This is a genomic window from Paenibacillus sp. SYP-B3998, from assembly GCF_010820665.1.
Lineage (GTDB): Bacteria > Bacillota > Bacilli > Paenibacillales > NBRC-103111 > Paenibacillus_E.
The window spans coordinates 1,372,465-1,385,057 of record NZ_JAAIKC010000001.1; the positions used below are offsets into that span (position 1 = coordinate 1,372,465).

The window sequence follows — 12,593 nt, forward strand, 5'->3', positions numbered from 1 at the left end:
GATTGTTTGCATTTCGAAAGCTAAAGATTTCATAAAGGCATATGGTGTAAGAGGTAGCTTTCACAGTATAATAATGGAAATACAATTTGCAAGCGTTTACAATTTTGAGGGATTGGAAAACGGGGAGCGATGAGGATGAAGGCGTGCTCACAGGTTTGCGGTGTTGTCTTTGATCCACTGGATGCAGATTATATGGATGTTTGTAAAGACTGCGAGGGTGCTTGTCAGAAAGGGCAGCATGAGGTTCAGGATAAAGGAGTAGACAGCCACTATCTGGGGATTTGTGGATTAATCATCGATTACTTGCTTTAGATGGCTACTCAAAAAACAGTTGATTACTAAAATTTTCTTGTTACAATGAAAGTAGATTTACTATTCATACTATTCAATTTTGATGCAGTTCATTTTTGAAAGGAGACAAAGAATGGTAATTTTACCCAAATTGAACGATCTCGGATTTTTTGAGATTAGGCTTGAATCCATTGGTGGCTTAGGTGCCAACCTTGCGGGGAAAATGCTTGCTGAAGCGGGTGTTGTAGGTGTAGGGTTGAACGGAGTTAGCTTTTCTTCCTATGGTTCTGAAAAAAAGGGGTCTGCTGTAAAGGCTCACATCCGCTTTTGCGACATGGGGACCAATATTCGCGATACTTCACCCGTAGAACGACCGCATGTAGTAGGCGTGTTTCATGAATCGCTCTCCAAAACTGTAAACGTTATCAGTGGTATTTATGAAGACAGTACTGTTCTTGTGAATTCGACTAAATCGCCAGATGAGCTGAAGGAAAAGATGAAGCTTAAAGGTGGAACTATTGCGGTTATTGATGCCATAGGCATTTCGTTAGAGGAGAAGAATCGCGTCAATATGGCCATGCTCGGAGCGCTGTTCCGGTTGTGTGATTTCCTCGATCCAGAGGTAATGCGAGGCGTCATTCGCAAGTCGCTTGAGAAGAAATATCCCCAAGCGGTTGCCCCAGCTCTCCGCACATTTGATCGCGGCTATGATGAAGTTCAATTTCAAACGTATGCGCTTCCAAAAGGGGAGACAATGCCAGATTATGTAAGATTCGATACACCAGTGCTTGGGTATGCGACCCAGCCTATTGGTGGAGTTATTACGAATCCTGGCAATAGCATACTGAAGGACTTAAGTATTTCACGTGCAGGTATGATGCCACATTTTCACGAAGATAAATGTATCCACTGCGCTTCTTGCGATAATGTATGTCCGGATTTCTGCTTCGTCTGGGATGAACTCCCTGATAAGAAGGGACGTCCGCAAATGTTCTTACAGGGCATTGATTACCAATACTGCAAAGGCTGTTTAAAATGTGTACAGGCATGTCCGACTGAGGCTTTAAGCAATGAACGTGAAGAGGAAGGTTATGCTGATTTACACCGCAAACCGCATCGATTTAATCTGGCCGTCAACTCTTAGAAAGAGAATATTTCAAAGGAGAAGGGTGGAACTAACGAATGTCGATTGATATTAAGAAAGAACTGGGGCAGGCCAAGATTGAGCAGCGGATTGTCTATGAGTCCGGAAATGAAATGGCTGCTTATGCGGCCCATCAGATCAATTATCATATCATGGGGTATTTTCCGATATCACCTTCCACGGAGGTTGCCCAATTTCTCGATCTCATGAAGACAAACGGTCAGCATGACATCGTGCTCATTCCAGCAGATGGCGAACATGGATCTGCCGGTGTCTGTTATGGTGCCTCTACCGCTGGCGGCCGTGTCTTTAATGCGACTAGTGCAAACGGATATTTATATATGTTGGAACAGATGCCTGTACAATCAGGGACAAGATTCCCAATGGTCATGAACTTAGTGTGTCGTTCGGTTTCAGGCCCGCTAGACATTCATGGGGATCATTCGGATCTCTATTACGCGTTAAATACAGGCTGGCCCATTCTAATGTGCCGTGACCCGCAAGCGGTATACGATATGAATATCATTGCGCTTAAGCTTGCAGAGGACCCTGCTGTTCGCTTACCTGTGCTTGTTGCGTCGGATGGCTATTTCACTTCACATCAAAAGCGCAGGGTGCAAACCTTTGCTCATCGTGAAGATGTGCAGGCTTTCGTAGGCGAGAAGCCGCAAGGATTTCCAGATACGTTGGACAGAAATAATCCGATTACGGTCGGCCCCTACATGAACGAGCCTGATTATATAAACAACTGCTACCAACAGTCGATGGCTATGTATAACGCAGGCGATGTATACGATCGGATTCGCGAGGAATATGCTGATTTGACGGGGCGTGATTATCCGATTCTGGATCTATATCGGATGGAAGATGCAGAGGTCGCGGTGTTCTTGATGAATTCAGCATCTGAAATTATCAAGGATGTCGTTGATCAATTGCGTGAAAAAGGCATTAAGGCTGGTTCCGTCGCGCCGAACATCATTCGGCCGTTCCCGGCAAAACAGATCGCTGAAGCTTTGAGTCATGTGAAAGCGATTACGGTTGGCGATCGCGCGGACTCATATGGGGGCCATGGCGGGAACATGGTTAATGAAATTAAAGCGGCATTGTTCACCTATGGGAACCGTGATACCCTAGTTCTAAGCCGTATCTATGGGTTAGGCGGTAAAGATTTCTATGCAGAGGACGGGCATAATCTGTTCCAATTTGCTATCGACGCGATGCAAAGCGGTAAGGTTGAGGTGCCGTTTGATTATTATGGGCACACGCCAGGAGATCCAGCAAAGGCACCGAAGCGGGTATTAACCCCAATGAGGTACGAGGATTTAAAGACGGGCCTTATTACCGTAACGCCTGATGAAAACACTGGCAAGTTAAATGTTCGTGTTCCGCCTCTTCGTTCCTTAACGAAGAAGCCTAAGCGCATAGCGCCTGGACATGGAGCTTGTCCGGGATGTGGTATTTTCTCTGGCTTAGAGCTCTTCTTTAAAGGAATTGAAGGCGATATTGTTTCTATTTTTCATACAGGCTGTGCGATGGTCGTAACAACGGGATATCCGTACTCGGCACATAAAGCAACTTATATCCATAATCTGTTTCAGAATGGTGCAGCGACGCTTTCAGGCGTTGTAGAGATGTTCTGGGAGCGTAAGCGTCGAGGCGAGCTCGATCACTTGAATTTGCAGGATGACTTCACCTTTGTCATGATCACGGGAGACGGTGGCATGGACATTGGGATGGGGCCGGCGATTGGGGCTGCGCTGCGTAACCATAAAATGATTATCCTTGAGTACGATAATGAGGGTTATATGAATACAGGGGCACAACTGTCTTATTCAACGCCTATGGGGCATCGAACCTCGACATCAAATGTTGGGAAGAAGCAAGGCGGTAAGGTGTTTCACCATAAGGATACGGCGCAAATTATGGCGGCAACACATATTCCTTATGTATTTACAGGATCTGAAGCCTATCCGCAGGACCTTGTAAGGAAGGCGGCCAAGGCGCAATGGTATGCTCAGAACGAAGGCATGGTTTATGGTAAAATTCTAATCGCCTGTCCATTGAATTGGTTATCAGATGATCAAGAGGGTTCCAATATCGTCGGTGCAGCTGTGGATTCTTGCTTCTTTCCGCTCTACGAAGTGGAGCATGGCATGACGACCTTAACGTATAATCCTGAAGAGAAGAGCAAGAAGATTCCTTTGTCCGATTGGCTGAAAACGATGGGGAAAACCAAGCATATGACAAAGCCGGAATATGCGGATTCGTTGAAATCATTTGAAGATGAAGTTGAGCGTCGCTGGAATATGCTTAAAGCGAAGCATGATAATCCCTATTTGTAAGTAAACCAACGCAATGTGAATACAAACAAGATGCAGGCACTTTCCCCCTTGTGGAGATTGTGCTTTTTTAATGACAAGTAAAAAATAGGGAGAGGGATGGCAATGCCTTATGTGATGCAGCATATCAGTACAAGGAGGATTTATACGTGTAGGCTTGTCAATCTTTATGGGTTGGCTTACTATGGAGTCAAATTTTGGAACGAGAGAGAAGTGGCAGAAGAACAAATGCTGCAAGTTCTTCAATCTGAGAAGATTTTGGATACAAAGGAATGGAGTATTATTGAACTCGAAGAGGGGGAGATGAAGCTTTGTAATGTGAAGCTGAAGAACGATCCTGAGCTTCTTGTGTTTTGGGGTGAGGCCCGAAAACCTACTATTCAAAGGTTGGGAAATTAATCCGGCTCGTCAAAAGGTACTGGGCCTCTGCGCCTTCGACAAGAAACGCAACCTTGCGCCTATTTTCGACGCCACCCCCTCAAACTATAATAAGGCTACGGTAAAAAACAACTTACCTCACACCGAAAATGGCAAACCGAGTGAAAGCTTAGGACGCAAAGCTATAGGGGCTCTCGTGCAAAAACACAGTGCCAGCCAGCTGTCGAAGGCGATGGGATCCTATAAAGGATAACCCTGCTTAAGGTGAAGGGCTATCCTTTTTAGTGTATGTAAAATCGGAGGTGTCAGGACTAGAATAACTACATTGTCGTCTAAGGCAGTAATACCAGCACATACATCAAAGACGAAATTCAACCTATGGAGGTACTGACGATGAGAAAATGGACAATGGTTCTAGGAATGATGTTGTTAGTGCTTACTTTGATCCTCCCCGCAGCTGCAATGGCAGATGACATCGTTACCACGAAGGCTCAAATTATAGCGGGGGTCAGCTTACGCGATCAACCGAGCACTTCGAGTAAGGTGTTGAGATTGCTCAAAACGAATGAAGTCGTAACCCTCACTGATTATGTCACTGCGAATTGGTACCAAATCAAAGATGCACAAGGCGTTGCCGGATATGTTTCTACTCATACAAAATACATAAAAGTAGTTAGCAACACTAAAATTGTTTACGGAGTTAACTTTCGCAACTTACCAAGTTCGGATGGCTCTAAAGTTATTCGCATGCTGAACAAGGGCGAAGAAGTTCTTGTATTGGAGAAAGTAAATGATAGTTGGTACAAGGTACAAGACGTAAATGGCATTACTGGATATATAAGCACAAATAGCAAATACATAAGCACAGATTTCTCCGTTATTAAACCAAAATTACCGCTTAAGGATGAGATCGAGGCGGTCATCACAGCTGGATCAGCTTATATGGGAACCCCCTACGAGTTTGGGTCTACACGGAACGATCCAACTACATTTGATTGCTCAGATTTCGTACAAACCGCTTTCTGGGATGCGCTGCGTGTTTCACTTCCTAGCGATTCGGGCTCACAAGGTAATTTTGTGGGAGGACTTGGACCCGTAGTAATAGATTGGACATTGCTTAAACGTGGGGACCTGATGTTCTTTAGTTCATATAAAGGCTTCAAAGCTTCTGATTATGCGAATGTAAATGTGAAAACAGAGCCAATTACGCATGTAGGGATTTATTTGGGGGACGGAACCGTTTTACACACGTATTCTATCGAGTCCGGTGGTGTCCGTATCGATTCGATCGCAGGAAAGCAATGGGGGAATCGTTTCTTGTACGGCGGAAGCGTGTTACGCTAAGAAGATGGTTCAGAGATAGGAGTTTTGCGATATACTAAAAATAGGGGCGGATGCATCTTCCAGCATCTGCCCCTTCCTTATTCTGAGGTGAAAGGAAGAACCTTATCTTTGAGACCCCAAACGACGGCCAACCCGCTGGAATTTCGGAACACTACAGAAAGAGGACTAAGCTTGGAAATGGTTTACGAACGAATTCTTCGCTTCATGCGGTTGAGCCTGCAGCCATATTGATGCAGGAGATGATGAGAATAAAAAGGTCATGGATGGCAGTTTATAAACTTCGTGTTTGAACCGTTAGCTCTATTTTGATCGTAATGATCATAAGGGATAGCGGTTTTGTTACATCTTAAACACATAATTATGAAGCTCAATCTTAAAACGCAGTCATCTAAAGAAGGACTGGGTTCCTAACAAAGCAGGAGATTAAGTGCGTAATATCGAAATACTGCATTTAGTACTAATGAAGGAGGGGTCCTATGAATTCTCGGACTTTTGTAATGGAAGCTGTTATGTTAGCCGTTCATGGTCAATTACTGCTCCCAGGGCGCCCTGTGACGTATGTTATCCCATATACGAGCATTCAAGAACTGTACGAACTTCATGTAAGCGATGAATTCATTATGCTTACACCGGAAGACGATGCCTACGTAAAGAAGACGATTGGGGAACTTATCGCTTTTTTTGAGGAATCATTTAATAAAAAGAAAATAGAAAAAGCGCTCTCCGTTCCATGGCGGAAAAGCCCTCCTTTACCTATAAATGAGCACGTAACCTTAGTTGTGTTGTTTGCCATTGATAACGAGGAATACGGGGAGGACTTCGATCCCATCGAGACGGAGCTCATTCTGTCTGCCATCAAGGAAAATTCAGCTATATTGACGGATCAAATAGAGATGTTAGATCGAATGATAGCGGCTGGTATACCCGTTGAAGCCTATGATGTGGAAGATTTTGAATTTGCGGTTGAAGGCGACCATCAGGTTTAGTTAGAAGGAAATGAGGAACGGCATATTGGATGAAATTTGGGATGATGAGCGTCTAGCCTTCCTGATGGAGCACTGGTTTCCTGATCAAATATGGACCTTGCGTATCGGCGTAGGCGGGATGAATAATACAACGCGTTTCGTAGAAGCAGGTGGTATTTCGTACGTGCTTCGCATCTATGAAACACATCGAGACTTTAATAAAGTTAACTTTGAGCATACGGTACTCTTAGCTTTAGCTGATCAAAAGCTGCCTTACCAGTTGCCACAACCTATGCGGCTCCAAACTGGCGGGACTGTGCTCACCATTGACGCTAACGAAGGGAAGCTAGCGGCGCTGTTTACATTCACTGAAGGCAGTAATCCACTATGGGATAATGCACAGCAATTGCACCGCTTTGGTGAAACTGTTGGTCATCTTTCAAAAACGTTAGCATCCATCCAAGTGGAGCTTAAGCCTGAGTATCCACCTTATTATAAAATTGAGCACATTCATCCTCGTTGCACGCCGGAAGTAATCAAACAATTCTGTCTTCATCCGCCGGAGTCTTTCAGTAAGGAGATTACTAACCTGCCGTATATTTGGCATCGATTCGAAGCTTTCTATGAAGAAATTCCCAAGTTAATGACACTGCCTCATCAACTTGTTCACGGGGATATTAATGGTTCGAATATGCTAATTGATGAACAGGGGCATGTGGTAGCTGTTTTGGATTTTGAATTTGTCACTAGGGATGTTCGTGTAATGGAACTAGCTGTGTGTGTATCGGATTTGATAGATCCAACGCTCTCTGAGCAAAAGTTATACGAGGTATGCTCGGTATTTTATGAGGGATACTGCTCCTATATAAATTTGAAGGAAGAAGAAATCCGGCTTCTGCCTCTATTAATTGAGTTGCGTAGGCTAGATGTTTTTGTACATTTTCTAGGAAGATACCTAGATGGCGTCGATGCACATCGTGTGTTAATTGATATTATTCATAATACAGTTCAGAAAGTAAAATGGCTAGAAGCTTATGGTCCGAAGCTTGTAAATATTTTTAAAATTTAGGATGTAAGCGAGTGGCAGTTGCACTTCCCCTTCTAGGGAATCCTGAAGTCGAAAAAAATGCATCTTTTTAGCATACATCGGTAAACCTTTGGGTTCATCCGATGATTTCTGAAAGGTGCATTTTTTAGGTATTTATGGGTTAGTGAATTTTTAGTTTTCTATGATAGTAAACATAAGAGCAAGCTATTAGAAGGTATCCGATGAAGAAAAGCATCCACCCACTTGCAGGATCGCCTACAGATATACTTGAATACATAGCTCCCGTTAAATCGATTACAAAGCCAGCATAGGCCCATTCTTTTATTCGAGGATAGCCAGGAATTAGTAGCGCAATTACACCTAATAATTTAGCAAACCCAATAAAGGGTAGCAGATAGGCAGGATAACCTAAATGATTGAATAAGGCTACTGCATCAGGAACCGACATGATATCAGGAATAGCACCCAAAACCATTAATGCTGCCAACAGTCCGGTAAAAATCCAGTAGATAATTATTGTTTTTTTCATGTTAACTTTTTTCTTCCTTTCGCTTGTGAAAATTCGTGTATTTTACCTCAAATTTCTGCTAATTGTTCTTCAAGTCGATCTAAGGTTGATTTTGCACCCTCAATGGCTCCATACTCTTTAATGACCTTTTCCAATTCCTCTGACGACCTGAAGAGTGATCGCATAGTAAGCTCGGTCATATTGTCCTGCTCCATCATCGTTACTATCACTTGAAATTGTTCGTCATCTTCGCCATCACCATGGGAGTAGACGAGTCGTTCGGGGCTAACAACCTCGCTGTATACAATTTTATTGTCATAATTGACCCCGTCAGGACCGTGCATAACGTAACGCCATACACCACCTGGACGGACATCTATTTCTTGAACCGTGATTGTAAAGCCTCTTGGCCCCCACCACTTCGGCAGATGTTCGGGATCCGTCCATGCTTTGAATACAAGATCACGAGGTGCATGGATGACACGATTGACAATAAGTACTCGACCTTCAACAGACGTAAATGTGTTATTCGTGGCTTTGCCTTCTAGCATGATTTTCATTCCTCCAATTGTTTGTTGTTTAAGTATACGTTTTGGTTTGACTACTACTTCTTCTACGAAATAGGGCCATGACGCAAAAGTTCGCAATTGTGTAGCCGATTCGGCCCAGTAAGGGTAATCAAAATCGAAGTAACATAATTAATATACACTATGAGGAATATTCCTGTAAAGGAATATTTGAAACGGGTTGGTTTACTTTGTGTGGCTTTTGAGCGGCAATCTCATAAATAATAGCCAGCCAGTTGTAAGGATTGCTCCTTCGACTAGCTGGCTATTATTGTCATGATTACGTTTGATGCTCAGGAATTAAATTAGTTGTTAAGATTGTTGTTAGTGTTATTGCTAAGGTTGTTAGCTACTGAATTCGTCATTATGTCACCCCCTTTCAGTTAGTAGAAAGTCTAAGCACTGATGATTTTGCTGCTAAAGGTCAGCGCGTCTTGTTCCTCTTGTTGCAATGTACTGATTTTGTTAATCATTCGCTCTAGCATCTTAGATTGTGAGTCATTTTTGAGATGCCTGCTCTTTAACAACATATTTGCTGCTACTTTCCAACTTTGAGCAACCTCTTTGTACATATTCATTAATGCATCGATTTCATCAGCCAAGTGGACGCCTCTTTGTAAAAATTCGGCGTATAGGTATCTATTATTCGCCATACTTACAAATGAATAATAAAAGGAGTCCAAATATTGACTAGGCAAGTTTCCATGTTCATTCATATAAGCATGGTATTTCTGAATAAAATGCTCGATATTCTGAATTCCGCTTCGTACGTCAGCCTGTTCACTCGCATAGACAAACGAAGTGCCCTGGTCGTTCCCCGCCAAATTATTATTATTTAATTGGAGAACTTCAAATAAACTAGTTCGCTCAATAATCTTAGAGAAATGCTGACAATCAATCCATGCCAACCCATGCCGTTGATTTTCGCTATAGGATAAAAAGGGGGACAAATCGATTGCACGGTAAAATTCCTCTTTGATTATTTTATCCTTGACTTGGTAATAGTCATCTATGAAAGTGTAGCTTTCCTCGTCATAAGCCAGAATAGTGATGCAATGAAACGAATGATTACTCATATAGCCGGAATTATATCTCAGTTCGAAATTATCGACAAAAGTGATGACAGGTTCACCCGTATCAAGAATAGCATGGAGTTGATTAATGAAGGCTTCTGTTTCGTTACTTCGGTAAGTAGTTAAGGCGATTTGATCGATTAAGCGAACTTCTTCTTCAAGTGGTAAATATCGAGGGATGAAAATACCAATTTCATTAATGTCATCGGATTGGTAAATAAATCCGCATTGCTTCCAAACACTTAAATAGTGCTCAAGTTTCTTGTAATCTAGTATATTACTTACGGCTAATGTATAGCAGTTTTCACCAGGATGTCTGTTAATTCTAGGCATCATGTCTAAGGGCATCCTCTACGCAGCTCCTCCCAAAGTTATAGCAAAAATATGAATACACGGATTGTCAGGAAAAAGAATCTTATCTATGTTTACGCTTTCATTTAAAGGTATCGATTGAAACCATATCGTCGGCTTCAACGATTCAACGAATTGCCCTCTGTTGGTACACATGCCGTCACATCGAAAAGCAATAGACTCCCCGAAGCAGGCATTATTGGACAACCAATCACTTAAACCAATCTTTATTGGCAGCGCCCGGTCATTGTTCGCTAACAGGAATGTCTCATTGAAGTAGCCATTATCTGCCGCTCCAAGAACGAAAACATGAGTGTATGGTTGACTAGACGGATTGATTTCAATTTCTTGGTTAAAAGATTCTACGTTGTTGTAAGGAGCTTCGAGAGATGGAAACAAGAAGGGGATATCATTTACATAAACCAGGCTAGTATCAGGTAATTGATCGATTGGATAAGAAGAACCCAATGCGGTGAAATTAGCCGGTGTCCGGCCATCTTTATATCCAAAACCATTATTACCGAAATGCTCGTCCAAATTGATGTGAGTATAAATCAAAATAAACGCTCCCCTCATGACCATTGGTAAATTAAATGAGAAAAATTGTTATTTTATAATTATATTAACTATCAATTACATTTATTGCAAGCAATTTTTTCTTGGATTGCTCATCTAACAATTCATCGGAAAAAGGGAGGACCACGGTCCCTAACCCAGCAAGTTTACGTTTGTTTCTTCCAACGAAGGGATAAGAAATTTATGATCGATTGGAGAAGACATCACGATTAGAATCGTGTAAGTCCCATATTTATCACATTGATTTCCGAATTCTTCAAGGGATTGTGTGGAGTCGGATATGACTTTTAATAAGTAGTTGTGCTCGCCACTTATGCGGTAACATTCGACAACATCGGGTGTAGAGCGGCAGAAATCAAGAAATGCCAAACATTCTCTTGTACGAAATAAGATATAAGCGGAAGCAAGCTTTCCGATTTTTTCAGGGGATACAACGGTGCGATACTCGTTGATGATCCCTTTTTCCTCCAAACGTCTAACTCTTTCGGTTACTGCGGGTTGTGATAAACCTACACACTTGCCTAGTTCTGTCATAGAAATTCTCGCCTGGCTCTGCAGGTGGGAAAGGATTTGCTTATCAACATAGTCCATCGAAATAGACTCTTTTAAATTTAAGTTTTTTTTAATGAAATAACTTTATTTACTACGTCAAAAGCCTCATTTAACTGGATTTCCTTATGTAAAATGAATAACTTAATTTATATAATATACTAACAATAGTAAAGCGATCAAGGCTTTAACTATTCGGAAAGGATGAGGAACGATGAACGAGATCAATTTAAACAAAATGAATGGAACCTATTTAGAGGCTCGCATTGACGAAGTAATCGAACGAACGCTTGCCGATAAGCGGTTGGTCGGTGCTGTCATTAAGGTTTCGATAGATGGGGGGCTAGTATATAACCGTGCAGCAGGCTTTGCAAACCGAGAGTTGAACCAGCCTATGCGAGAAAATGCCATATTCCGGCTAGCATCGGTTTCCAAACCAATCGTTTCTATGGCGGCCCTAGTGTTAGTTGGACAAGGTCGTCTACAACTGGATGATCCTGTGGATCATTGGCTCCCAGAGTTTCGTCCACGCTTACGCAATGGTGATTTCGCAAGATTGACCGTTCGACATTTGTTGACACATACTGCAGGTCTGACTTACCGCTTTTTTCAGGAAGAGAATGGCCCTTACCAACTGGCTGGAGTATCGGACGGTATGGATAACGTTGGCATTACTTTGGAGGAGAATCTACGCCGTCTTGCTTCTGTTCCACTCCTCTATACGCCAGGAAACGAGTGGAAATATTCCATCGCGACTGATGTGTTGGGCGGGGTCATTGAGAAGGTGGCAGACGCGCCACTTAGTGAAGCTATACATTCACTGGTAACAAAGCCGCTTGGCATGAACGACACTGGTTTTACTGCAGTCGACCCAGCGCGGCTAGCCATCGCCTACACCAATGATGTTCCAGAGCCAAGACGTATAGAAGATCCCGACAGGATTGCCTTTTTGGAAGGCACGGCGGGCTTCCAACTTGCTCCTGGCCGGGCACTTGACAGATCTGCCTATCCTTCCGGGGGGGCTGGCATGGTTGGCAGCGCAGGGGATTTTTTGGAGCTGCTAGAAACGCTACGCAAGGGTGGAGAGTCACTGGTTCCTGAGTATCTGGTTCGTGAAATGACGACCAACCAAATCGGTGATCTACCCATGTCCTATTGGCCAGGAAGAGGCTTCGGACTAGGCATTACGATTCTAAAAGATCCTGTCGCTGCTAACACGCCAGAATCTCCGGGTACTTGGCGCATGGGAGGCACTTATGGCCATTCGTGGTTCGTCGATCCACAGCAGCGTCTTAGTGTTGTCGCATTCACCAATACCGCTCTGGAAGGCATGTCGGGCCAATTTACTATTGATCTCTGTGAAGCCGTTTATGCCGGGATACATCAGTAAATATTGAACGCAAAAGCCTTAGTGCGGAATTAACCGGGCAAGGCTTTTGCGTAGTACGTTTTATAGGAGTG

The 12,593-nt window shown here is 43.1% G+C and carries 13 protein-coding genes and 1 riboswitch; of the genes, 8 read left to right on the forward strand and 5 right to left on the reverse strand.

The window, feature by feature from the left end:
* Nucleotides 1-135 precede the first annotated feature (135 nt).
* The 7 genes from GK047_RS06305 (at nt 136) to GK047_RS06335 (ending at nt 7,530) form a co-directional block, all read left to right on the forward strand.
* Nucleotides 136-312, forward strand: a complete 177-nt coding sequence (locus GK047_RS06305) for a hypothetical protein (RefSeq protein WP_163942716.1) — start codon at nt 136-138, stop codon at nt 310-312.
* A 112-nt stretch (nt 313-424) separates the two neighbouring features.
* On the forward strand, nt 425-1,435 hold the full coding sequence (locus GK047_RS06310; RefSeq protein ID WP_163942719.1) for a 2-oxoacid:acceptor oxidoreductase family protein: 1,011 nt from the start codon (nt 425-427) through the stop codon (nt 1,433-1,435).
* 38 nt (nt 1,436-1,473) lie between these two features.
* Complete coding sequence (locus GK047_RS06315; RefSeq protein WP_163942722.1) at nt 1,474-3,777, forward strand: thiamine pyrophosphate-dependent enzyme; 2,304 nt, start codon at nt 1,474-1,476, stop codon at nt 3,775-3,777.
* A gap of 171 nt (nt 3,778-3,948) precedes the next feature.
* On the forward strand, nt 3,949-4,173 hold the full coding sequence (locus tag GK047_RS06320; RefSeq protein WP_205516320.1) for a hypothetical protein: 225 nt from the start codon (nt 3,949-3,951) through the stop codon (nt 4,171-4,173).
* A gap of 120 nt (nt 4,174-4,293) precedes the next feature.
* A riboswitch (cyclic di-GMP riboswitch) is annotated at nt 4,294-4,380 on the forward strand.
* Between the two features lie 165 nt (nt 4,381-4,545).
* A complete protein-coding gene (locus tag GK047_RS06325) occupies nt 4,546-5,496 on the forward strand; it encodes a C40 family peptidase (protein ID WP_240343767.1) in 951 nt (316 codons plus the stop codon).
* Between the two features lie 476 nt (nt 5,497-5,972).
* Entirely contained in the window at nt 5,973-6,482 is a 510-nt protein-coding gene (locus tag GK047_RS06330) for an ADP-heptose synthase (protein ID WP_163942728.1), read from the forward strand.
* A 10-nt stretch (nt 6,483-6,492) separates the two neighbouring features.
* Nucleotides 6,493-7,530: a phosphotransferase enzyme family protein gene (locus tag GK047_RS06335; RefSeq protein ID WP_163942731.1), complete on the forward strand. Its 1,038-nt coding sequence runs from the start codon at nt 6,493-6,495 to the stop codon at nt 7,528-7,530.
* Between the two features lie 139 nt (nt 7,531-7,669).
* Here the strand turns inward: GK047_RS06335 and GK047_RS06340 are convergent, their stop codons facing one another.
* The 5 genes from GK047_RS06340 to GK047_RS06360 all read right to left on the reverse strand — a co-directional run bounded on the left by GK047_RS06340 (nt 7,670) and on the right by GK047_RS06360 (nt 11,174).
* Nucleotides 7,670-8,038, reverse strand: a complete 369-nt coding sequence (locus GK047_RS06340) for a DoxX family protein (protein WP_163942734.1) — start codon at nt 8,036-8,038, stop codon at nt 7,670-7,672.
* A gap of 47 nt (nt 8,039-8,085) precedes the next feature.
* Nucleotides 8,086-8,568, reverse strand: coding sequence for an SRPBCC family protein (locus GK047_RS06345; RefSeq protein ID WP_163942738.1), 483 nt, complete (start codon nt 8,566-8,568; stop codon nt 8,086-8,088).
* Between the two features lie 410 nt (nt 8,569-8,978).
* The gene (locus GK047_RS06350; protein WP_163942740.1) at nt 8,979-9,992 is read right to left on the reverse strand and encodes a BtrH N-terminal domain-containing protein; all 1,014 of its coding nucleotides are present in this window, start codon (nt 9,990-9,992) and stop codon (nt 8,979-8,981) included.
* 15 nt (nt 9,993-10,007) lie between these two features.
* Nucleotides 10,008-10,565: a hypothetical protein gene (locus tag GK047_RS06355; RefSeq protein ID WP_163942741.1), complete on the reverse strand. Its 558-nt coding sequence runs from the start codon at nt 10,563-10,565 to the stop codon at nt 10,008-10,010.
* A 150-nt stretch (nt 10,566-10,715) separates the two neighbouring features.
* A complete protein-coding gene (locus GK047_RS06360) occupies nt 10,716-11,174 on the reverse strand; it encodes an Lrp/AsnC family transcriptional regulator (RefSeq protein ID WP_163942743.1) in 459 nt (152 codons plus the stop codon).
* 172 nt (nt 11,175-11,346) lie between these two features.
* Between GK047_RS06360 and GK047_RS06365 the strand changes: the two genes are divergently transcribed.
* Nucleotides 11,347-12,522 carry a serine hydrolase domain-containing protein gene (locus tag GK047_RS06365; protein ID WP_240343768.1) on the forward strand — a complete coding sequence of 392 codons (1,176 nt, stop codon included), beginning with the start codon at nt 11,347-11,349 and terminating at the stop codon, nt 12,520-12,522.
* The last annotated feature ends 71 nt before the right edge of the window (nt 12,523-12,593 follow it).